Annotated in this window: 25 protein-coding genes; 22 read left to right on the top strand and 3 right to left on the bottom strand. The window is 65.2% G+C overall.

Features of this window, described 5'->3' with window-relative positions:
- The first annotated feature begins 209 nt into the window (after positions 1-209).
- The 4 genes from NGK62_RS03210 (at position 210) to msrQ (ending at position 3,645) form a co-directional block, all read left to right on the top strand.
- A complete protein-coding gene (locus tag NGK62_RS03210; RefSeq protein ID WP_502802949.1) occupies positions 210-1,187 on the top strand; it encodes an RluA family pseudouridine synthase in 978 nt (325 codons plus the stop codon).
- 2 nt (positions 1,188-1,189) lie between these two features.
- Entirely contained in the window at positions 1,190-1,840 is a 651-nt protein-coding gene (locus NGK62_RS03205) for an HAD family hydrolase (protein ID WP_059374797.1), read from the top strand.
- Between the two features lie 182 nt (positions 1,841-2,022).
- Complete coding sequence (msrP, locus tag NGK62_RS03200) at positions 2,023-2,985, top strand: protein-methionine-sulfoxide reductase catalytic subunit MsrP (RefSeq protein ID WP_118931848.1); 963 nt, start codon at positions 2,023-2,025, stop codon at positions 2,983-2,985.
- A 9-nt stretch (positions 2,986-2,994) separates the two neighbouring features.
- Positions 2,995-3,645 carry a protein-methionine-sulfoxide reductase heme-binding subunit MsrQ gene (msrQ, locus tag NGK62_RS03195; RefSeq protein WP_251877397.1) on the top strand — a complete coding sequence of 217 codons (651 nt, stop codon included), beginning with the start codon at positions 2,995-2,997 and terminating at the stop codon, positions 3,643-3,645.
- Between the two features lie 12 nt (positions 3,646-3,657).
- Here the strand turns inward: msrQ and NGK62_RS03190 are convergent, their stop codons facing one another.
- The 3 genes from NGK62_RS03190 to NGK62_RS03180 are packed head-to-tail and all read right to left on the bottom strand — an operon-like array spanning position 3,658 to position 5,756.
- Positions 3,658-4,443 (bottom strand): N-acetylmuramoyl-L-alanine amidase, encoded by a 786-nt coding sequence (locus NGK62_RS03190; RefSeq protein ID WP_118931846.1) that lies wholly within the window; start codon positions 4,441-4,443, stop codon positions 3,658-3,660.
- Positions 4,444-4,446: 3 nt separating this feature from the next.
- Positions 4,447-5,157 (bottom strand): SAM-dependent methyltransferase, encoded by a 711-nt coding sequence (locus NGK62_RS03185; protein WP_251877395.1) that lies wholly within the window; start codon positions 5,155-5,157, stop codon positions 4,447-4,449.
- Positions 5,154-5,756: a Maf-like protein gene (locus NGK62_RS03180; RefSeq protein WP_251877393.1), complete on the bottom strand. Its 603-nt coding sequence runs from the start codon at positions 5,754-5,756 to the stop codon at positions 5,154-5,156. Before NGK62_RS03180 ends, NGK62_RS03185 begins: the two co-directional genes overlap by 4 nt.
- A 120-nt stretch (positions 5,757-5,876) precedes the next feature.
- Between NGK62_RS03180 and NGK62_RS03175 the strand changes: the two genes are divergently transcribed.
- The 18 genes from NGK62_RS03175 (at position 5,877) to recO (ending at position 21,869) form a co-directional block, all read left to right on the top strand.
- Positions 5,877-6,503 carry a YceD family protein gene (locus NGK62_RS03175; RefSeq protein ID WP_251879516.1) on the top strand — a complete coding sequence of 209 codons (627 nt, stop codon included), beginning with the start codon at positions 5,877-5,879 and terminating at the stop codon, positions 6,501-6,503.
- A gap of 52 nt (positions 6,504-6,555) precedes the next feature.
- Positions 6,556-6,738, top strand: a complete 183-nt coding sequence (gene rpmF / locus NGK62_RS03170; protein WP_013392223.1) for a 50S ribosomal protein L32 — start codon at positions 6,556-6,558, stop codon at positions 6,736-6,738.
- 59 nt (positions 6,739-6,797) lie between these two features.
- Complete coding sequence (gene plsX, locus NGK62_RS03165; protein ID WP_059374784.1) at positions 6,798-7,865, top strand: phosphate acyltransferase PlsX; 1,068 nt, start codon at positions 6,798-6,800, stop codon at positions 7,863-7,865.
- The gene (locus tag NGK62_RS03160) at positions 7,865-8,851 is read left to right on the top strand and encodes a beta-ketoacyl-ACP synthase III (RefSeq protein WP_118931844.1); all 987 of its coding nucleotides are present in this window, start codon (positions 7,865-7,867) and stop codon (positions 8,849-8,851) included. The genes plsX and NGK62_RS03160 overlap by 1 nt, the downstream gene beginning before the upstream one ends.
- A gap of 98 nt (positions 8,852-8,949) precedes the next feature.
- Positions 8,950-9,885 (top strand): ACP S-malonyltransferase, encoded by a 936-nt coding sequence (gene fabD / locus NGK62_RS03155; protein WP_251877391.1) that lies wholly within the window; start codon positions 8,950-8,952, stop codon positions 9,883-9,885.
- Between the two features lie 4 nt (positions 9,886-9,889).
- The gene (gene fabG, locus NGK62_RS03150; RefSeq protein ID WP_251877389.1) at positions 9,890-10,642 is read left to right on the top strand and encodes a 3-oxoacyl-ACP reductase FabG; all 753 of its coding nucleotides are present in this window, start codon (positions 9,890-9,892) and stop codon (positions 10,640-10,642) included.
- Positions 10,643-10,857: 215 nt separating this feature from the next.
- The gene (gene acpP, locus NGK62_RS03145) at positions 10,858-11,097 is read left to right on the top strand and encodes an acyl carrier protein (protein ID WP_003813816.1); all 240 of its coding nucleotides are present in this window, start codon (positions 10,858-10,860) and stop codon (positions 11,095-11,097) included.
- Positions 11,098-11,289: 192 nt separating this feature from the next.
- Positions 11,290-12,519 (top strand): beta-ketoacyl-ACP synthase II, encoded by a 1,230-nt coding sequence (gene fabF / locus NGK62_RS03140; RefSeq protein WP_059374776.1) that lies wholly within the window; start codon positions 11,290-11,292, stop codon positions 12,517-12,519.
- 64 nt (positions 12,520-12,583) lie between these two features.
- Positions 12,584-13,015 (top strand): hypothetical protein, encoded by a 432-nt coding sequence (locus NGK62_RS03135; protein ID WP_251877386.1) that lies wholly within the window; start codon positions 12,584-12,586, stop codon positions 13,013-13,015.
- Positions 13,012-13,611, top strand: a complete 600-nt coding sequence (gene rpoE, locus NGK62_RS03130) for an RNA polymerase sigma factor RpoE (protein WP_013392230.1) — start codon at positions 13,012-13,014, stop codon at positions 13,609-13,611. Before NGK62_RS03135 ends, rpoE begins: the two co-directional genes overlap by 4 nt.
- Positions 13,612-13,623: 12 nt before the next feature.
- The gene (locus NGK62_RS03125) at positions 13,624-14,130 is read left to right on the top strand and encodes a sigma-E factor negative regulatory protein (protein ID WP_054450617.1); all 507 of its coding nucleotides are present in this window, start codon (positions 13,624-13,626) and stop codon (positions 14,128-14,130) included.
- Positions 14,130-15,212 (top strand): MucB/RseB C-terminal domain-containing protein, encoded by a 1,083-nt coding sequence (locus tag NGK62_RS03120; protein ID WP_251877384.1) that lies wholly within the window; start codon positions 14,130-14,132, stop codon positions 15,210-15,212. Before NGK62_RS03125 ends, NGK62_RS03120 begins: the two co-directional genes overlap by 1 nt.
- A gap of 106 nt (positions 15,213-15,318) precedes the next feature.
- Positions 15,319-16,737 (top strand): DegQ family serine endoprotease, encoded by a 1,419-nt coding sequence (locus tag NGK62_RS03115; RefSeq protein WP_373429154.1) that lies wholly within the window; start codon positions 15,319-15,321, stop codon positions 16,735-16,737.
- 199 nt (positions 16,738-16,936) lie between these two features.
- Entirely contained in the window at positions 16,937-18,730 is a 1,794-nt protein-coding gene (gene lepA, locus NGK62_RS03110; RefSeq protein ID WP_059374769.1) for a translation elongation factor 4, read from the top strand.
- Positions 18,731-18,753: 23 nt separating this feature from the next.
- Positions 18,754-19,638: a signal peptidase I gene (gene lepB, locus NGK62_RS03105; protein WP_059374767.1), complete on the top strand. Its 885-nt coding sequence runs from the start codon at positions 18,754-18,756 to the stop codon at positions 19,636-19,638.
- Positions 19,639-19,640: 2 nt separating this feature from the next.
- On the top strand, positions 19,641-20,402 hold the full coding sequence (gene rnc / locus NGK62_RS03100; RefSeq protein WP_042792396.1) for a ribonuclease III: 762 nt from the start codon (positions 19,641-19,643) through the stop codon (positions 20,400-20,402).
- Complete coding sequence (gene era / locus NGK62_RS03095) at positions 20,399-21,289, top strand: GTPase Era (protein WP_059374765.1); 891 nt, start codon at positions 20,399-20,401, stop codon at positions 21,287-21,289. The genes rnc and era overlap by 4 nt, the downstream gene beginning before the upstream one ends.
- Entirely contained in the window at positions 21,282-21,869 is a 588-nt protein-coding gene (gene recO / locus NGK62_RS03090) for a DNA repair protein RecO (RefSeq protein ID WP_054450631.1), read from the top strand. Before era ends, recO begins: the two co-directional genes overlap by 8 nt.
- The last annotated feature ends 8 nt before the right edge of the window (positions 21,870-21,877 follow it).

Raw genomic sequence — 21,877 nt, 5'->3', positions numbered from 1 at the left:
CTTGCGGCATGCAACGGACCTGCTGGGACAGCGGGCAAAATGAATGCCACACCACTATCCGGCAGGGCGCGGTTGCGCCGGCGACCAAATGACCCCGGGGGTTGAATGAGCAGGCAGTACAATGGCGGCCCGCGCGCTCGACGGAGTTGCGTAACGTTGCATCTCTACGTCAGGCGGCTAGTTCAGCCCCTTTAGGCTGTCCCGATTATATGTCGCTTTTCGCAATGCGCAAAGAAACTTCCCCCTCGCTTTCCCTCTCTAAAGCTCCCCCTGCCGTCCGGCTGGTGGAAGTCGACGCCGAGCATGCCGGCCAGCGTCTGGACAACTATCTTGCGCGCTTGTGCAAGGGCGTCCCCAAAACCCATATCTACAAAGCCATACGCGGCGGCGAAGTGCGGGTAAACAAGGGACGCACTTCGGCCGACTACCGCGTCGCCGAGGGGGACGTGGTCCGCGTTCCGCCCCTGCGTTTGCCGGATCCGGGCAGGCCCCGTCCAGTGCCTGGCGCAGAATTCCCCGTGGTGTTCGAGGACGAGGCGCTGCTGGTGGTGGACAAGCCCGCCGGGGTGGCGGTCCACGGCGGCAGCGGCGTGTCCTTCGGCGTGATCGAACAGCTGCGGGCGGCCCGGCCCGGCGCCAAGTTCCTGGAGCTGGTCCATCGTCTGGACCGGGAGACCTCGGGTCTCTTGATGGTGGCCAAGAAGCGCAGCGCCCTGCTGGCCTTGCACGCCATGCTGCGAGAAGGAAAAGGGGACAAACACTACCTGGCGCTGGTCGAGGGCGATTGGGTCAATGACCGGCAGCACATCAAGCTGGGCCTGTCCAAGTGGACCACCCAGTCCGGCGAACGCCGGGTCAAGGTCGACCCGGACGGCCAGTCGGCGCACACCATCGTCACGCTCAAGCAGCGGTTTGGTGGCTATAGTCTGGTCGACGCCGAATTGCGCACCGGCCGCACCCATCAGATCCGGGTGCACCTGGCCGCCAGCGGCTTCCCCATCGTGGGCGACGACAAGTACGGCCACGACGAAGTGCGGGCGCAGTTCGCGCGCATGGGCTTCGGCAGGATGTTTCTGCACGCCCACCAATTGACGCTGGCCCACCCGGTGACGGGCGAGCCCCTGACGCTTACGGCCGAGCTGCCTCCAGCTTGCCGGAAAATACTGAAACAACTGGAGTCGGTCTGATTATGTCGTATTCGCTGGTCGTTTTTGACTGGGATGGCACCCTGATGGATTCCACGCATAGCATCGTGGCCGCCATCCAGGGCGCCTGCCGCGACCTGGAGCTGGCGGTGCCTTCGGCATCCGACGCCAGCTGGGTGATAGGCCTGTCCCTGGAAAGCGCCCTGCGCCGCGCGGTGCCGGAACTGACCCAGGCGATGCTGCCGCGCTTCCTGGAGCGCTACCGCACGCACTATCTGCTGCGCGATCCGGAATTGCGCCTGTTCGAAGGCGTGCAGGAACTGCTGACTGAACTGGCGGGGCAGAACGTGCGCCTGGCGGTGGCTACCGGCAAGAGCCGGGTGGGCCTGACGCGCGCGCTGGCCGCGACCGGCCTGGGGCCGTTGTTCGATGCCACCCGCACCGCCGACGAAACCTTCAGCAAGCCGCATCCCGCGATGCTGCACGAACTGATGCAGGAACTGGACGTGGAGCCGGACCGGGTGGTGATGGTGGGCGACACCTCGCACGACCTGCAGATGGCGATCAATGCCGGCGTACACGGTCTGGGCGTGACCTATGGCGCTCATACGCTGAAGGAACTTGAGGGTTGTTCGCCGCAGGCGGTGCTCGAGAGCGTGCCCAAGGTGCGCGAATGGCTGCTGCCGCGCGTCTAGCCGCCTGGCGCCCGGGATTCTCCGGGCGCACACCGTCCGGGCGCGGAACGCCGGCCGTCCGTGCGGGTCTATAGAAAATACCCGCAAGCGCCGGCTGCTGCGGAATATCATGGGGCGGCGCGGCGTCCATGGCTTGCGCAGGGCGCGTCCATGATCCTGCGGGCGCCACGCCGGAGACCATGATGTTGATACGCAAGCCCGACGATATTCTTCCGTCAGAGATCACCTCCGAGGCCGTCTGGCGTTCGCGCCGCGAATTGATGCTGCGCGCCGGGATGGTCGCGGCCGCAGCGAGCCTGCCGGGGTGGGGCATGCGCAGCGCGCACGCCCAGGAGGCCGGCGCCCTGCCGGGCAAGCTCAACGCAGGCTTGAGCGTCATGGATAAGCAGACGACGCTGGCCGACGTAACGTCCTACAACAACTACTATGAGTTCGGCGTGGATAAGGGCGATCCGGCCGCCAATGCCGGCAAGTTGCAGACACGCCCCTGGAGCGTGAGCGTTGAGGGCGAAGTCGGCAAGCCGCGCACCTTTTCCATCGAAGAACTGCTCAAGCTGGCGCCGATGGAAGAGCGCGTCTATCGGCTGCGTTGCGTCGAGGGCTGGTCCATGGTGATTCCGTGGGTGGGCTATTCGCTGTCGGCGCTGCTCAAGCAGGTCGAGCCCACGGGCAACGCCAAGTACGTCGAATTCGTGACTGCGGTGCAGCGCGAGAACATGCCAGGCGTGCGCGCCGCGATCCTGGAATGGCCTTATGTGGAAGGCCTGCGCATCGACGAGGCCATGAATCCCCTGGCCATGCTGGTGTTCGGCGTCTACGGAAAAGTGCTACCGAACCAGAATGGCGCGCCGCTCAGGTTGGCGGTGCCCTGGAAGTACGGTTTCAAGTCGGCCAAGTCCCTGGTCAAGATCCGCCTGGTTGAAAAGCCGCCCGTGTCGTCCTGGATCAAGGCCGCGCCGCAGGAGTATGGCTTTTACGCCAACGTGAATCCCGACGTGCCACATCCGCGCTGGAGCCAGGCCACGGAGCGCCGCATCGGCGAGGACGGGCTGTTCTCGCCCAAGCGCAAGACCTTGATGTTCAACGGTTATGCCGAGCAGGTGGCGTCGCTCTACCAGGGGATGGACCTGAAGGCGAACTACTGAGGCGATTCCATGCCTGACGGCACTCCGCAGGCGGCTCCGGCCGCGCCGCCGCGCAAAACCCCGCTTTCCGCCAAGACCGTGGGGCGCTTCAAACCGTTCCTGTTCCTGCTGGGGCTGGCGCCGTTCGTGCGCTGGATCTGGCTGGGCGCGAACAACGGGCTGACGGCGAACCCGGTCGAGTTCCTGACCCGTTCATCGGGCACCTGGACCCTGGTCTGCCTGCTCGTGACCCTGGCTATCACGCCGCTGCGCCGGCTGACAGGCCAACCTGCCTTGGTGCGTCTGCGGCGCATGTGCGGGCTGTTCGCGTTCTTCTATGGCTCCATGCACTTCATGGCCTGGGTCTGGTGGGACCGCGGCTTCGATCCGGCCGGCATGCTGCGCGATATTGGCGAACGCCCCTTCATCATGGCGGGATTCGCGGCGTTCGTGCTGATGGCCGCTCTGGCGGCCACCTCCACGCAGTGGGCCATGCGCAAGCTGGGCAAGCGCTGGCAAAGCCTGCATCGCGCCATCTATGTCATCGGCCTGCTGGCGGTGCTGCATTACTGGTGGCACAAGGCCGGCAAGAACGACCTGGCGCAGCCCGCGCTGTACGCCGCGGTGCTGGCCTTGCTGCTGGGCTGGCGGCTGGTCGCCTGGCTGCGCGGCAGGCGATAGCGCCGCGCGTTGCTACAGCATCGCCAGCATGATGGCGGCGGTCTCCGCGTCCGGCTGGCCGTCGTACAGCGCCGGCCGGTAGTGCATCTGGAAGGCCGCCAGCGCACCGATCGTGGCCGGGTTCAGCGTGCCGTCCTGTGGACATGCATAGCCTAGCCGCGCCAACTGTTTCTGGAACCACGCCACGTCCGGGATGCCCTGGGCCTGCAGGCGCGCGAGGTGCTCGGCAGCCCCGGTTTCGTCGTACCAGCGCCCGATTCCCGCCTCGGCCAGCATTTTCCACGGGAATAGAGGTCCGGGATCCACCTTGCGCTGAGGCGCGATATCGCTATGGCCTACGATGTTTTCGGGTGTGATGCCGTGGCGCTGCGCAATATCACGTAGCAATATGGTCAATGCGCGCAATTGGCGGTCGTTATAGGGATGCCAGACGGGCTTGCCGTCGGGGCCCTCCGTCCAGCCCGGGTTGACGATTTCTATGCCGATGGACGTGCTGTTCATGGCGATGTTGCCATACCAGGAACTGGCGCCGGCATGCCAGGCGGCGCGGTTCTCGTCGACCAGCCGGTAGACGCGGCCGGAGTCGTACACCAGGTAATGGGAGCTGACCTTGCCCTTGGAGAGCAATTCCATCGAACGGGCGTCATCGACGCTGGTGTAGTGCAGCACGATGCTGCGCACCCGGCTGGCCTGGCCGACCGCGGTGATCGAGGTGTCCAGGTCCAGGCCGGCGGGGCCGCGCGCGGCGCATCCTGCCAGAACGGCCGCGGCAAGCGGCGCAAGCAATAGGCGGCGCATGGGTCAGCGCGCCAGGAAGAGAAACAGTGTCGGCAGCTTGTCGAGCTGGGGCGCCGGCTGCTTCTTCCAGTCCGCCACGCTGCGGGTGGCGATCCATTCGTCGGCAGTCGTGACCGAGCGCGCCACGCACAGCTTGGTGTCGCCTTTCAGGCTGGCCAGCAGCGTGGCGTACATGGCGGCATTGCGATAGGGGGTCTCGATCAGCAGCTGGGTCTGGTTGTGCTTGGCCGAGTGCTGCTCCCAGGCGCGCAGTTGCTTGGCGCGTTCCGCCGGGTCCACCGGCGCGTAGCCGTGGAAGGCGAAGCGCTGGCCGTCCAGTCCGCTGGCCATCAGCCCCAGCAGGATGGAGGAGGGGCCGACCCAGGGCTTCACCGTGATGCCCAGGCGGTGGGCGGCGTCCGCGACCTTGGCGCCTGGATCCGCGACCGCGGGGCAGCCGGCCTCCGAGACCAGGCCGATTTCGGCGCCCTTGAGCGCCGGCTCAAGCCAAGCCTTGATCTGGGCGGCGTCGACCTTGTCGTTCAGGGTGTGGATGGTGATTTCCTGCAGCGGCCGGGTGGTGCCGATCAGCTTGAGGAAGGCGCGGGCGGTCTTGGCGTTTTCGGCGATGTAGGTGTCCAGCCGGCCTGCCAGGGTACGGACCTCGGCGGGGAGCCAGCGCTCGGGCGGGGCGTCGCCCAGGCCGACCGGGATCAGGTGCAGCGCGCCGCTCATGCGGGTGCTCCGAGGGCGTCCAGCGGATCCAGGCCGAACTGCGCCAGCATGCCGGTCAGCGCGATCAACGGCAGGCCGATGATGGCGGTGGGATCGTCGCTCTGGATGCTTTCCATCAGGGCGATGCCCAGGCTTTCCGCCTTGGCGCTGCCTGCGGTATCGTAGGGTTCTTCGGCGTGCAGATAGGCCTCGATTGCGCGGTCCGACAATGCCCGGAAACGGCAGCGCGTGACGATGTCGGCTTTTTCCACCCGCTGGCCGTCGGTGACCGCCAAGGCGCTGTGGAATTCCACGATTTGACCCGACAGGGCCCGCAATTGCGCCAAGGCGCGCGGGAAATCCCCCGGTTTGCCGATGGGCTGTCCGTCCACGGTGGCCACCTGGTCCGAGCCGATCACGATGCTGCCGGGGTGATTGACCGCGACCGCCATGGCTTTGGCCACGGACAGGCGCAACGCCAGGGCTTCGGGCGTTTCACCGGAGTGTGGCGTTTCGTCTACATCGGGGGAAATCGCCGTGAAAGGCAGGCGCAGGCGGGACAGCAGTTCTTTGCGGTAACGCGAGCTGGACGCGAGGATCAGGCTGGGCTTGGAAGGCATGCGATATTTGACGTTAAAGCGTAAGTCACAGTATTATCTAACGTTTTGCGGGATTTTTGCATGAATGGGCGCGCGAGCAAGCCGATGGCGAAGCTTAGCGACCTCGGCAAAATCATGGGTATGAGTAGTCCCCATGAGCAGCCCCGCGAATGCAAAGGACTGAACATCAAGCGCATCGATGCATACGCATTTGCCCAGATGGGCAAGGAAGCGCAAGGAACCATACCTCTTGTGCGGCTTACGCGCGTGGTTGACGGGCTGCCCGAACAACCGCAGGGCGATGCCGGACTCGTGACGTGGTCCGTGCGCGGCGAAATGGGTAGGACTGGTCTTCTGATGGGCCGGCCGCTCCTGCATATTCACGTGCAGGCGAATCCGGTGCTGGTGTGCCAACGGTGCAATGAACCGTTCGTGTATCCGATCGACAGCGAAGTCCTTTTGCAGCTGGTCAAGTCCGAAGCCGATCTCGACGACGATGCTTCCTACGGGGATCCATCCGGCGAGGGCGACGAGGACGAAGAAGGAAATGGTTTTGTGTCCAACCTGCCTGAAAAGGTGGTGGGTTCGCATCATTTTGATCTGCTGGCCCAGATCGAAGATGAGCTCATTCTGAGCGTTCCGTATGTGCCCAAGCATGATGTATGCCCGGGCGCGCTGGCCAAGGTCAGCGAAGCTTCTCCCGAGGAGCCCGCTGTCAAGCGTCCGTCGCCGTTTGCGGTGCTGGAACAACTGAAGCACAAAGATTGAGATCAACATCGGGCCGCATCGCGTACAATGCGCCCCGTTTCTAGGAGTCATCATGGCCGTTCAACAAAACAAGAAGTCCCCGTCCAAGCGCGGTATGCACCGCTCGCACGATTTTCTGGTGAACCCGCCGACCGCGATCGAACCCAACACGGGCGAAGCGCATCTGCGTCACCACATCAGCCCCAACGGCTTCTACCGCGGCCGCAAGGTCCTGAAGACCAAGGCCGACGAATAAGGCCCCCGGGCCGAACTCGTACTCGGACCATTTCGGCTGAGCGCTGATACCTGGCACCCGTGATACGCATCGCCATAGACTGTATGGGCGGAGACTTCGGTCTGCCCGTCACGATTCCGGCTGCGATCGAGTTCGCCCGGCAATTTCCGGATACCCGGCTATTGCTGGTCGGGCTTCCCGACGCTATTGAAGCGGCGCTCTCCGAGCACCGCGGCGTGGCGCGTGATCGCATTGAGATCGTGGCGGCTTCCGAAGTCGTCACCATGGACGACCCGGTCGAGGTCGCCCTGCGCCGCAAAAAAGACTCCTCCATGCGCCTGGCCGCCCAGTCCGTCAAGGACGGGCGCGCCGACGCCTGCGTTTCCGCGGGCAATACCGGCGCGTGGATGGCCATTTCACGCTATGTGCTCAAGACGCTGGACGGCATAGACCGCCCCGCGATCGCCACGTCCATTCCGAACCAGACTGGCCGCGCCACCACGGTGCTGGACCTGGGCGCGAATGTGGACTGCACGGCCGAGCACCTGCTCCAGTTCGCCATCATGGGCGCCGCGCTGTCGCAGGCGGTGGACCATCGCGAGCGCCCCTCGGTGGGCCTGCTCAACATCGGCGAAGAAGTCATCAAGGGCAACGAAGTCGTCAAGGAAGCCGCCGAGCTTCTGCGCAACAGCCCGCTCAACTTCTACGGCAACGTGGAAGGCAATGACATATTCAAAGGCACGGTCGACGTCGTCGTCTGCGACGGTTTCGTCGGCAACGTCGTGCTCAAGTCCGTCGAAGGGCTGGCGAAGATGTTGTCCAGCGTCATTCGCGAAGAGTTCAAACGCAATCTGATCACGCTGCTGGCTGGCGCGGTGGCCAAGCCGGTGCTCAACCGCCTGCGCACCCGCGTCGACAACCGGCGCTATAACGGCGCCGCGCTGCTGGGCCTGCGCGGCGTGGTCATCAAGAGCCATGGTTCCGCGGACGTCTACGCCTATGGATTTGCGTTGCAGCGCGCCCGCGAAGCCGTAGTGAGTAAACTGCTGGAGCGCACCGCCGAGACGGTCGCTCAGATTACCAAGCGCGTTCAATCTGGCGAAGGCCCCTCGGTGTCGTCGCCCAACGTGGCTGGGGACACCGCTTGATGGATACCGCAATGAAATATTCCGTGATCGCGGGCACCGGCAGCTTCCTGCCGGAACGCGTGGTTTCGAATGACGAACTGGCGGCGGAGCTGGCGACGCGCGACATCGCCACCTCCGACGAATGGATCGTCGAACGCACCGGCATCCGCCAGCGCCATCTGGCTGAGCGCGGCGTGACCACCAGCATGCTGGCGACCGAGGCTTCGCGCCGCGCGCTGGCTGACGCCGGCGTGGACGCCTCCGAGGTCGACCTGATCGTCCTGGCCACCTCGACGCCCGACTTCGTGTTCCCGAGCACCGCCTGCATCGTGCAGTCCAATATCGGCGCCAAGGGGTCGGCGGCATTCGACGTGCAGGCCGTGTGCAGCGGTTTCGTCTACGCGATGACCACCGCCGACAGCTTCATCCGGGCCGGCCGCGCGCGTTGCGCGCTGGTCATCGGCGCTGAAGTCTTCTCGCGCATCCTGGACTGGAACGACCGCTCCACCTGCGTGCTGTTCGGCGACGGCGCTGGCGCCGTGGTGCTCAAGGCTTCCGACAAGCCCGGCATCCTGGCCGCGCAACTGCACGCCGACGGCAGCCAGGCCAAGATCCTGAACGCCGCGGGCAACGTTGCCTACGGCGACGTGACCGGCGATCCGTTCCTGCGCATGGACGGGCAGGCCGTATTCAAGCAGGCCGTCACCGTGCTGGACCGTTCCGCGCGCGACACCTGCGCCGAGGCGGGCATCGAGATCGCCGACGTCGATTGGCTGATCCCGCACCAGGCCAACGTGCGCATCCTGAATTTCCTGGCGCGCAAGCTTGCCGTGCCGGTCGAGAAGGTCGTCGTCACCGTCGACAGCCACGCCAACACGTCCGCCGCCAGCGTGCCGCTGGCCCTGGACGCCGCGCGTCGCGACGGCCGCGTCAAGCCGGGCCAGTTGATCCTGATGCAAGGCGTGGGCGGCGGATTCACCTGGGGCTCGGTACTGGCCCGCATGTAAGGGCGCGCTCCGGCGCGGCGTGGCGCTTGGCGCCGCGGCCGCCGGAACGATGTGCCTGGCATTCCACACAGACACTGAATCAATCCAAACGGTCAAACATGAAAATCGCTTTTGTCTTCCCTGGCCAAGGTTCCCAAGCTGTCGGCATGCTGGACGCCTGGTCCGGCGTCGCGGCGGTCACGGACACCGTGGCGCGCGCTTCGCAGGCGCTGGGCCAGGACCTGGGCGCGCTGATCGCGCAAGGCCCCGCGGAACAGCTCAACCTGACCACCAATACCCAGCCCGCCATGCTGACCGCCGGCGCCGCGTTCTACGCAGCCTGGTGTGCCGCCGGCGGCCGCAAGCCCGACGTCGTGGCCGGCCACAGCCTGGGCGAGTACGCCGCGCTGACGGCTGCGGGCTCGCTCGCACTTGAAGATGCCGTGCGCCTGGTGCGCGTGCGCGCCGACGCCATGCAGGCCGCCGTGCCGGTAGGCACCGGCGCCATGGCCGCCATCCTGGGCCTGGACGACGACGCCGTGCGCGCCGCCTGCGAAGCCGCCGCCCAGGGCGAGGTTGTCGAAGCCGTGAATTTCAACGCGCCCGCGCAAGTCGTGATCGCGGGCCACAAGGCCGCCGTCGAGCGCGCATGCGAACTGGCCAAGGCTGCAGGCGCCAAGCGCGCGCTGCTGCTGCCGGTGTCCGCGCCGTTCCACTCCAGTCTGCTCAAGCCCGCCGCCGACGTGCTGGCCGGCGCGCTGGCCGGCGTGACGGTGTCCGCGCCGCAGGTGCAAGTGATCAACAACGTCGACGTGGCTTCGCCTGTCGAACCTGATGCAATTCGGGATGCGCTGGTGCGTCAGGCGTGGCATCCTGTGCGCTGGGTGGAAACCCTGCGCGCGATGAAGGCGCAAGGCGTCACGCACGTCATCGAATGCGGTCCCGGCAAGGTGCTGGCCGGCCTGACCAAGCGCATCGACCCCGAACTCACGGGCATGGCCATTACCGATCCTGCTTCGCTTGAAGCGGCGTTGGTCGCCGTCAACGGAAATTAAGAACATGGACAACACCTCGATCGAACTGCAGGGCAAGATCGCGCTGGTGACCGGCGCCACGCGCGGCATCGGCCGCGCCATCGCCCAGGAACTGGCCGCGCGCGGCGCGACCGTCGTCGGCACCGCCACGTCCGAGTCGGGCGCTGCCGCCATCACCGAAGCGCTGGCGCCCCTGGGCGGCCGCGGCGTGGTGCTGGACGTGACCGACGCAGCTGCCTGCGATGCGCTGATCGACGCGCTGGGCAGGGAAGGCGGCGGTCCCCACATCCTCGTCAATAACGCCGGCATCACCCGTGATACGCTGGCAATGCGCATGAAGGATGAGGACTGGTCGGCCGTCATCGACACCAACCTGGCTTCGGTTTTCCGTCTGTCGCGCGCCGTGCTGCGCAGCATGATGAAGGCCCGCTGGGGACGCATCATCAACGTTACGTCCGTGGTGGGTTCCAGCGGCAACCCGGGCCAAGCCAACTACGCGGCGGCCAAGGCCGGCGTGGCAGGCATGTCGCGCGCCCTGGCGCGTGAACTGGGCAGCCGCAATATCACCGTGAACTGCGTCGCGCCTGGTTTCATCGATACCGACATGACGCGCGCGCTGGGCGAAAATCAAACTGCCGCCTTGCTGCAGCAGATTCCGCTGGGCCGCCTGGGTTCGCCCGCCGACATCGCCCACGCCGTGGCGTTTTTGTCCGGGCCGCAGGCGGGTTACATTACCGGCACCACCCTGCACGTCAACGGCGGGATGTACATGCAATAAGTCACGAATCGCGCGTAGGCGGCCAGTTCCGCCAAGCCGTCGCCGGATACAAACGGCGAGGCAACGCGAGGTTCAACCGGAAACGCCGCACACCGGTTTCCTGCGCCACTCCCGGCGACAGATCAAGTGCGCGGTGTTATTTTTGTCACGGCCAGGCGTCGCAAAACTCCGCGCTTGGCTATAATTCGCGGGATTTTTCCCAATTGGAGATCTGCATGGAAAGCATCGAACAGCGCGTCAAGAAGATCGTCGCTGAACAACTTGGCGTCAACGAAGCCGAGATCAAGAACGAATCCTCCTTCCTTGACGACCTCGGTGCCGATTCGCTCGACATGGTCGAACTGGTCATGGCGCTCGAAGACGAATTCGAGACCGAGATCCCCGACGAAGAGGCCGAAAAGATCACGACCGTGCAACAAGCGATTGACTACATCAATTCGCACGGCAAGCAGTAAGCTGGGCTTTTACCCTTCTGGTTGCCTTGCGGCGTCCGTCGCAGCCAACCGGGAAATCGGGGCGGTTTCAGGAATTTGCCGTGCGGTCCGCATGCGGGAAGGGCGTTGTAATGCCCGACCCGCTTTCGCGTGGGCCGCACGTGCAGCGCATCCCGAAAACCGCCTTTCTTTTGTCTGTTTGAGGAGTCATCCGTGAAGCGACGTGTCGTCATCACTGGCCTGGGTATCGTTTCTCCCGTCGGGAACGACTTGACCACCGCTTGGGACAATATCGTCAACGGACGTTCTGGCATCAGCCGTATCACCCGTTTCGATCCCTCGGCCATCACCACGCATATTGCCGGCGAAGTCAAAGACTTCGACATCAGCACCTATATCTCGGCCAAGGAAGCCCGCCAGATGGATACCTTCATCCATTACGGCCTGGCTGCCGGGATGCAGGCATGGCGCGACTGCGGTCTGGAAGTCACCGAAGCCAACGCGGAACGCATCGGCGTGATCGTGGGCTCGGGCATCGGCGGCCTGCCGCGCATCGAGGAAACGCAGGTTGAATATCTGGCCAAGGGACCGCGCCGCATTTCGCCGTTCTTCGTGCCGGGTTCGCTGATCAACCTGATCTCCGGCCACTTGTCCATCACGTATGGCATGAAGGGGCCGAGCTACGCGGTGGTGTCGGCTTGCACCACTGGCCTGCATTGCATCGGCGATGCCGCGCGCTTGATCGAGTACGGCGATGCCGACGTCATGGTGGCCGGCGGCGCCGAGTCGACCGTGTCGCCGCTGGGCATTGGCGGTTTCGCCGCCATGCGCGCCTTGTCGACCCGCAATGACGATCCTGAAACGGCATCGCGTCCCTGGGACCGCGACCGCGACGGCTTCGTGTTGGGCGAGGGGGCAGGCGTACTGGTGCTCGAAGAATACGAACACGCCAAGAAGCGCGGCGCGCGCATCTACGGCGAGCTGGCAGGCTATGGCATGAGTTCGGACGCTCACCACATCACGGCTCCCGACAAGGACGGCCCGCGCCGCGGCGTTCTGAACGCGCTGCGCAATGGCGGCCTGAATGCCGAAGACGTGCAGTACGTCAACGCCCACGGCACTTCGACGCCCCTGGGCGACAAGAACGAGACCGACGCGCTGAAGCTGGCTTTCGGCGACCACGCCAAGAAGCTGGTGGTCAATTCGACCAAGTCCATGACCGGGCACCTGCTCGGCGCGGCCGGCGGCATCGAGGCGGTGTTCACGACCCTGGCGGTCTACAACCAGATCTCGCCGCCCACGATCAACATCTTCAATCAAGATCCCGAATGCGATCTGGATTACTGCGCCAACGAGGCGCGGCAGATGAAGATCGATGTCGGCCTGTCCAACTCGTTCGGCTTCGGCGGCACCAACGGCTCGATGGCCGTTCGCCGGGTCTGATTTGGAAGAGGCGCTCGGGGAACGCTGGGCGTTTCGCGTGCCTGTCAGGCGGCCAGGAAGCGCCATGGCGCTTTTGGGCCTGGCGCTGGCCGCGGCCGGCGCCTGCGTGCTGATGGCGGCGTTCTGGCACGGTATGGCATGGGCAGCGGGCGCGGCAATCGCGCTCCTGCTTGTGCTGGCCAGGCTGTTACACTCGGCACGGAGCAGCCTGTCCCCCGTATCCGCATTGCGTGCGGCAGCCGGGGCAGGGAGCTGGCAGGTACGCCTGCCGCAAGGCTGGCAGGACGCAAGGCTGTTGCAAGAACAGCGCGGTCCCCGCTGGCTGACGCTCACTTTGCAGCCCTTGTCCACCGGGAGTACGGCCTTTACCAACAGCACAATCACCCTCACCGTCTGGCAACGGACGTTGCGCCCCGAGTCCTGGCGGCGCCTGTGCCTGCTGGCCGGCGCGGTGCGGCCCGCCCGTCCGGCGCCCAGTCTGCGGGAGGCGTCATGAGCGAGCGCGAAGTCGACGCCGAGCTTGTCGCGCGCGTCCAGCGGGGCGACAAGAAGGCTTTCGACCTGCTGGTGCTCAAGTACCAGCGCAAGATTCTCCGTCTGCTGGCCCGCATGATCCGCGACCCCTCGGAAATCGAGGACGTGGCCCAGGAGGCTTTCATCAAGGCCTACCGCGCCTTGCCCCAGTTCCGCGGGGAAAGCGCCTTTTACACCTGGCTGTACCGGATCGCCATCAATACGGCGCGCAATTGGCTGGCCTCGCAGGGCCGGCGTCCCAGCGCGCCCAATGCGATAGAAACGGAAGACGGTGAAACTTTTAACGAAACCGACAACCTAACCGATATAAGCACGCCGGAGTCCATGGTCGCCAGCCGCGAAATCGCCGAGACGGTGAACGCCGCGATTGAGGAATTGCCTGAAGAGTTGCGTACCGCAATTGTCCTGCGTGAAATCGAAGGTATGAGTTACGAAGACATCGCCCAGAGCATGGATTGCCCGATCGGTACGGTGCGTTCCCGCATTTTTCGTGCGCGCGAAGCCATCGCCGTCAAGTTGCGTCCATTGCTAGGCACCGATGCCGAGCGTCGCTGGTAAGGAGTGGCAGTCATGCAAACAGCAGCCAAATCCGTTGTGATCGCCGAGTCCTCCTGGGAGGAGTCGGTTTCCGCCTGGATGGACGGAGAGGAATCCGACGACATCTTTCCCGGCTTGTTGTCCCGCGAGGGGCGCGAGACCTGGGACACCTATCATCTGATCGGTGATTCCCTGCGCAACGCCGATCTGGCGCTGACCCCCAGCGCGGCCTTCCAGGCCCGCCTGGCACGGGCGCTGGACGCGGAATTGCCCATTGTTGCGGCGCCTCGGCGCCGCTCGCCATTGCGAGTCGGCTTGTCCGGCCTGGCGGTGGCCGCCGCCGTGGCGACCGTCGCCTGGGTGGCGCAGCCTTACCTGACCGGCGAACCGGCGACCGAAGTCCGCGTACTGGCCGATGCCAGCTCGCCGGCCGCGGCCGCCGACGATTCGGGCTTGCGCGACTACCTGGAAGCGCATCGCCAGATGGCCGGCCCGAGCGCTGTGCGCCAGGTGTCGTTCGACACCGGGGTGGGGCGCTGATGGCGTTGGTGCTTCCATCGCGCTGGCCGGTGCTGGGCCGGGCCGCCACGCTGCAGGCCCACCGCGCCGGCTGGTTTGCCGCAACGCTCTTGACCGCTTTCCTGGCTGCGCACGAACCCGCGCGCGCAGCCGATGCCGCGCCTGCTGCCACCGATGACGTGGTTCAGCTGTTGACGCGCATCCAACAAGCCGCCCGCAAGCAGGACTACGCGGGCGTCTTCATGTACCAGCAGGGTGAAACGATCCAGTCCTCGCGCCTGGTGCACGTGGTAGACGGCACCGGCGAACGCGAACGCCTGGAAATCCTCGACGGCCAACCCCGCGAGTACCTGCGCCACAACGAAGACGTGCAGTGTCTCCTCCCCGAGCGCAAGACCGTGCTGCTGGAGCGCCGCCGCGGCGACCGCTTCCCCGGCCTGCTGCTGGGCGAGGCGGCCAACCTGTCCGAACACTACAAGATCCATGCCGAATCCGCCCTGCACCGCGTGGCCGGGCGCGAGTGCCGCCTGATCACGATCGAACCGCTGGACAAGCTGCGTTACGGCTACCGGCTGTGCGCGGACGTCGAAACCAATCTGCTGCTCAAGGCCCAGACGCTGAATGCCGCCCGCGGCGTGGTCGAGCAGGTGTCGTTCACCTCGCTGCGGCTGGGTTCGGAAGTCGACCCCCAGTTGCTGACCTCGCGCTGGAGCACGCGCGACTGGAAGGTGCTGGAACCCTCCATGAAGCCGGTGGATCTGGCCGCCCAAGGCTGGCGCATCCCGGCGCCCAAGGGGTTCAAGGCCGTCATGCAGGTGGCCCGTTCGATGGGGAAGGGCATCACGGTCAACCAGATGGTATTGTCCGATGGACTGGCGGCCATTTCCGTGTTCATCGAACCCTACGACAGCCAGCGCGGTCACCGTCCTCCCCATGGCGCCGCGCAGCGCGGGGCGATCACGGTCTACGGCACGCGCATCGCTGATTTCTGGCTGACCGCCGTGGGCGAAGTGCCCCTCGCGACGTTGGAACAGCTGGCGCAAGCCACTGAATATGTGCCCGCCGCGCCTGCGGCGGCAGCGCCCGGGGCCGAATCCAAGTGATCGGCCGGGTGTGGCAAGCAGCAATTTCGGAGTAACACTTATGAAAGCAATGACAGTGTCGAGTGCTTTTTTGCGGCGCTTTCTGGTGGCGGCCGCGGCCAGCGTCATGATGGCCGGCGCCTACGCGCCTGCCGCCATCGCCCAGGCGCCGACGGTGGCGCTGCCTGATTTCACGAGCATTGTCGAAAAGGCCGACCCTGCGGTCGTCAACATCCGCACGACGGCCACGGTGCCGGTGCGCGGCATGGGTCCCGGCGGTGGCAACGATCCCTACGAACTGTTCCGTTGGTTCTTCGGCCCCGAATTCCAACCGCCCGGCGGCGGCCAGCCGGGCCCGTCGCAACGCCAGCGCCCGCAGCCTTCGCAGCCCGAAGAGCGCACCGTGCCGCGCGGCGTGGGCTCCGGCTTCTTCATTTCCGACGACGGCTACATCCTGACCAATAACCACGTGGTGGTGGACGCGACGGACATTTACGTCACGCTGACCGACGGCCGCGAGTTCAAGGCCAAGGTCATCGGCACGGACGAGCGCACCGACGTGGCGCTGATCAAGATCGAAGCCAAGGACATGACCCCCCTGGTCATCGGCGATCCCAAGCAGCTGAAGAAGGGACAGTGGGTGCTGGCCATCGGTTCGCCGTTTGGCCTGGATTCCACCGTGACCTCCGGCATCGTCAGCGCCATCGGCCGCGATACCGGCGAATACCTGCCGTTCATCCAGACCGACGTTGCGGTCAACCCGGGCAACTCGGGCGGTCCGCTGATCAACCTGCAGGGCGAGGTGGTGGGCATCAATTCCCAGATCATTTCGCGCAGCGGCGGCTTCATGGGCATTTCGCTGGCCATTCCCATCGATGAAGCCATGCGCGTGGTGGACCAGCTGCGCGCCACCGGCAAGGTCACGCGCGGCCGCGTCGGCGTGCAGATCGGCGAAGTCGGCAAGGATGTGGCCGAAGCCATCGGCCTGCCCAAGGCCGAGGGTGCGCTGGTCAGCAGCGTGGAAGCCGACGGCCCCGCCGAGCAGGCAGGCGTGCAACCGGGCGACGTGATCCTCAAGTTCAACGGCGAACCCATCAAGCGCTGGTCCGACCTGCCCCGCATCGTGGGCGAAACCAAGCCGGGCACGCGCGCCGACATGGAAGTGTGGCGCAAGGGCAAGAACCTGACGCTGTCGGTCAAGGTGGGCGAGATCCCGACCGAGAAGGCCGCGGGCGCCAGCAAGAAGGGCGCGCCGCCGGTGCCGGAAGTCACCAATGCGCTGGGCTTGGGCGTGGTCGACGTGCCGGCCGACGTGCAGAAGAAGCTGCGCATCAAGGGCGGCGTCCAGGTCAAGGTGGCCGAAGGCGCCGCGGCCAAGGCCGGCCTGCAGGAAGGCGACATCGTGTTGGCCCTGAACGACACCGACGTCACCGGCGCCAAGCAGTTCGGCGAGCTCGTGGCCAAGCTGGACAAGGGCCGCGCGGCGGGGCTGCTGGTGCGCCGCGGCGACCAGACGCAGTGGGTGGCGGTGCCGGCATCGAAGTAATGCCGGGCCCGTCCTCCGAGTCCGCAGAAAAAAGGCGCAAGACCGGCTAAAATGCCTGGTTGCCGCAAGAGGGGGCGCATGGCGCCCCCTTGTTTTGCCCGGGCCAGGCCCGTTGGCACCCTCCTCGTCAGCCGTGCGTATTCCGGCGGCGGTGTCTTCCGGCCCAGTGCCGAGTGTTCCGTCCCTTATAACTTCAAGCATGCAGCATATTCGCAACTTCTCCATCATTGCCCACATCGATCACGGCAAATCGACCCTGGCCGATCGCCTGATCCAGCGCTGCGGCGGATTGGCGGATCGCGAGATGTCGGCGCAGGTCCTCGATTCCATGGAAATCGAGCGCGAGCGCGGCATCACCATCAAGGCCCAGACCGCGGCCCTGCACTACAAGGCGCAGGACGGCAAGGTCTACAACCTGAACCTGATCGACACCCCGGGACACGTGGACTTCTCGTATGAAGTCAGCCGTTCCCTGTCGGCCTGCGAAGGCGCGCTGCTGGTGGTGGACGCCTCGCAGGGCGTGGAAGCGCAGACCGTGGCCAACTGCTACACCGCCATCGAGCTGGGCGTGGAAGTCCTGCCCGTGCTGAACAAGATGGACCTGCCGCAGGCCGATCCCGACGGCGCCCGCCAGGAAGTTGAGGACGTAATCGGCATTGACGCCTCGCAGGCGGTGCTGGCCAGCGCCAAGACCGGCATGGGCATCGACGAGATCCTGGAAATGGTCGTGGCCCGCGTGCCGCCGCCCAAGGGCGATCCCGACGCGCCGCTGCAGGCCCTCATCATCGATTCGTGGTTCGACAACTACGTGGGCGTGGTGATGCTGGTGCGCATCATCAACGGCGTGCTCAAGCCCAAGGACAAGATCCTGCTGATGGCGTCCGGCGCCACCCACCTGTGCGAGCAGACCGGCGTGTTCACGCCGAAGTCGCAGCAGCGTCCGCATCTGTCGGCGGGCGAAGTGGGCTTCATCATCGCCGGTATCAAGCAGCTGGAAGACGCCAAGGTGGGCGATACCGTCACTCTGGCCAACAAGCCCGCGGCCGAGCCGCTGCCCGGCTTCAAGGAAGTGAAGCCGCAGGTGTTCGCGGGCCTGTACCCCGTGGAAAGCTCCGAATACGACCAGCTGCGCGATTCGCTTGAAAAGCTCAAGCTGAACGACGCCGCGCTGATGTTCGAGCCGGAAGTGTCGCAGGCGCTGGGCTTCGGCTTCCGTTGCGGATTCCTGGGTCTTTTGCACATGGAAATCGTGCAGGAGCGCCTGGAGCGCGAATTCGACATGGACATCATCACCACCGCGCCGTCGGTGGTGTACGAGGTCGAACAGCGCGACGGTTCCGTGATCACCGTGGAAAGCCCGTCGCGCATGCCGGAGATCGGCAAGATCGCCGACATCCGCGAACCCATCGTGAAGGTCACGCTGTTCATGCCGCAGGACTACGTGGGTCCTGTCATGACGCTGTGCAATAACAAGCGCGGCGTGCAGGTCAACATGAGCTATCACGGCCGCCAGGTGCATCTTGTGTACGAGATCCCGCTGGCCGAGATCGTGCTGGACTTCTTCGACAAGCTGAAGTCGGTCTCGCGCGGCTACGCCTCGATGGACTACGAGTTCCTGGAGTACCGCTCGGCCGACGTGGTGCGCGTGGACCTGCTGATCAACAACGACCGTGTCGATGCGTTGGCCGTGATCGTCCACCGCAGCAACGCGCGCCACCGCGCCCGCGACGTGGTCACGCGCATGCGCGGCTTGATTCCGCGCCAGATGTTCGATGTGGTCATCCAGGCCGCCATCGGCGCCGAAATCATCGCGCGCGAAAACGTCAAGGCGCTGCGCAAGAACGTGCTGGCCAAGTGCTACGGCGGCGACATCTCGCGCAAGAAGAAGCTGCTGGAAAAGCAGAAGGCCGGCAAGAAGCGCATGAAGCAGGTGGGTAGCGTGGAAATTCCGCAGGAGGCGTTCCTGGCCATCCTGCAAGTGGAAGACAAATAGAACCCAAAGAAGGCGGTTAGCTGATGAGTTGGAACTTTGCCCTGATTCTTTTTATTTTGCTGGTGTTGACCGGCTTTATCTGGGTGCTTGATCTGGCAGTGCTGCGCAAGGGCCGTGAACGCCGGGCCCAGGCGGCAATGGCGCAATACGATGCGGCCCTGGTCGGCGACGCCCAGGAAGCCGAGCGCCTGCGCCGCGAAGCCGGCGACGCTGCGCGCCGCATGCCGTGGTGGATCGAATACGCCGTCAGCTTCTTCCCCGTCATTCTTTTCGTGTTCATGCTGCGCTCGTTCGTGGTCGAGCCGTTCCGCATTCCGTCGGGCTCCATGCTGCCGACCCTGCAATCGGGCGACCTGATCCTGGTGAACAAGTTCAGCTATGGCCTGCGCCTGCCGGTCATCGACAAGAAGGTCATCGAAGTGGGCAAGCCCCAGCGCGGCGACGTGTTCGTGTTCCGCTACCCGGTGGATCCGGACGTCGATTACATCAAGCGCGTGGTCGGCCTGCCGGGCGATGAAATTGCCTACCTGGATAAAAAGCTCTACATCAACGGCGAATTGGTGCCGCATGTGCGCGACGGCGACTATTTTGAGCCGGATCGTGTGTCGTATATTGCGCAATATAAAGAGAAGTTGGGCGACGTTGAGCACAAAATCCTGCTGGATGAGGGAAAACCGCAGGAGTACAACGCGATGTGGCAATTTCCCAACCGCCAGAACTGCCAATACAGCCGTAATGGGGTACGCTGCAAAGTACCCGAGGGGCAGTTTTTCGCCATGGGCGATAATCGGGATAACAGCGCTGACAGCCGATACTGGGGCTTCGTACCGGAAGCCAATATCGTCGGACGCGCGTTCTTCATCTGGATGAATTTCAGCGATCTCAGCCGCATCGGCCGGTTCAACTGATTATGTCGCTAGCCACGCTAGAAAACCGCCTGGACCACCACTTCAGTGATCCGGCATTGCTCGAACAGGCGCTGACGCATCGCAGCCACGGCGCGCGCCACAACGAGCGCCTGGAATTCCTCGGGGATTCCGTGCTGAACTTCGTCGTTGCAGCGATGCTGTTCGAGCGTTATTCCAAGATCGACGAAGGCGACTTGTCGCGCCTGCGGGCCAATCTGGTCAAGCAGGCCTCGCTGGCGGATATCGCCCAGCGGCTGGAACTGTCGCAGTATCTGCGCCTGGGCGAGGGCGAATTGAAGAGCGGCGGTTTCCGCCGTCCTTCGATCCTGGCCGACACGGTCGAGGCCCTGTTCGGCGCTGTGTTCCTGGATGCAGGCTTCGACGCCGCCCGCCGCGTGATCGTGCGCCAGTACCAGCCGGTGCTGGCCTCGGTCGATCCCAAGACCCTGGGCAAGGACGCCAAGACCTTGCTGCAGGAATTCCTGCAGGGCCGCAAGCTGGCGCTGCCGGTGTACACGGTGGTCGCCACGCATGGCGCGGCCCATAGCCAGCAGTTCGAAGTCGAGTGCGCCATTCCGGCGCTCGAGATCAAGGTGATGGCGCCTGGCGCCAGCCGCCGCGCCGCCGAGCAATCGGCGGCCAAGCTGGCGCTGGAGGCCGCGTTGGCCGTCAGCCCGGCGACCAAGGCTGCCCGCAAGTCGGGCAAGGCGCGCAAAACCGCGCAATTGTCGCTGCCGGTGGCAGTGGCTCAAGAGACTAAATGAGCGATACCCCTTTTCGTACCGGCTTCGTCGCCATCGTGGGCCGCCCCAACGTGGGCAAGTCCACCCTGACGAACGCCTTGATCGGTTCCAAGATTTCCATCGTGTCGCGCAAGGCGCAGACTACGCGCCACCGCATCCACGGCGTGTTGACGCGCGAGCACGAGCAGTTCGTATTCGTCGATACCCCCGGTTTCCAGACGCGGCATGGCGGCGCCATGAACCGCATGATGAACCGCGTGGTCACGCAGGCCCTGGCCGACGTGGACGTGGTGGTGCACGTGGTGGAAGCCGGCAAATGGTCCGAGGGCGACGCCAAGCTGCTGCCGCTCTTGCCCGCGCCGGAGCGCACCATCCTGGTCGTCTCCAAGATCGACGCACTGAAGAACCGCGACGACCTGTTCGCCTTCGTCTCCAAAATCATGGCGCTGCATCCGTTCGGCGCCGTGGTGCCCGTCAGCGCCACCAAGAACCAGCAGTTGGACCAGCTGCTGGAGGAAATCGCGTCGCGCCTGCCGGAAGGCGAGCCGATGTTCGAGGAAGACACGCTGACCGACCGTCCCATGCGCTTCATCGCCGCCGAATTGGTGCGCGAGAAGATCTTCCGCCTGGTCGGCGACGAACTGCCCTACGGCTGTACCGTCGTCATCGAGCAATGGGAAGAGACCAGCAAGGGGGCCAGCATCAATGCCTGCGTGGTGGTCGAGCGCGACAGCCACAAGCCCATCCTGTTGGGCGCGGGCGGCATGCACATGAAGCGCATCGCCACGGAGGCGCGGCAGGACATCGCCAAGCTGCTGGACAAGCCGGTGCACCTGGAGGTCTACATCAAGGTGCGCAAGGGCTGGTCCGACCGCGAGGGTGCGCTGCGCGATCTGGGCTATGAGTAGACGGGCGCCCCGCGTCCAGGATCGCCCCGGATATATGTTGCACGCCACAGCGTGGCGTGAGACATCCCTCATCGTTCAGACTTTCTCCCGCGATCACGGCTGCGTGGCCATGGTCGCCAAGGGCGCCAAGCGCCCGTATTCCGTCCTGCGTCCCGTGCTGTCCGCGTTCCAGCCGCTGCTGCTGTCGTGGACCGGCAATGGCGAGGTCAAGACGCTGACGCGCGCCGAGATCGCGGGCATCCGCCCGCTGACCGGCACCGCGCTGATGTCGGCCTGGTACATGAACGAGCTGCTGCTGCGGCTGCTGCCGCGCGAAGACGCCCACCCACTGCTGTTCGACGCTTACGACTTCGCCTTGCAGCAACTGTCCGGCGGCACCCGCGCTGCGGGCGCGCTGCGCCGTTTCGAATGGACGCTGCTGCGCGAGACCGGCTATGGCGTGGACGAGGATCCCCCCGATTTCGACGATCCGGCGATCGAGCCGGCCCTGCGCCGCGACCTGCGCGAACGGCTGGCCGAAATCCTGGCGGGCCGACCCTTGTCGACCCGGCGCGTGTTGCTGGACCTGCAACGCATCTGAGCGCAGCG

It is taken from the genome of Achromobacter sp. Marseille-Q4954 (genome assembly GCF_943737025.1).
In the GTDB taxonomy this organism is placed as follows: domain Bacteria; phylum Pseudomonadota; class Gammaproteobacteria; order Burkholderiales; family Burkholderiaceae_B; genus Achromobacter; species Achromobacter bronchisepticus_A.
Note: the sequence above shows the minus strand (reverse complement) of the source record. Positions and strands in the feature narration are given on the sequence as shown.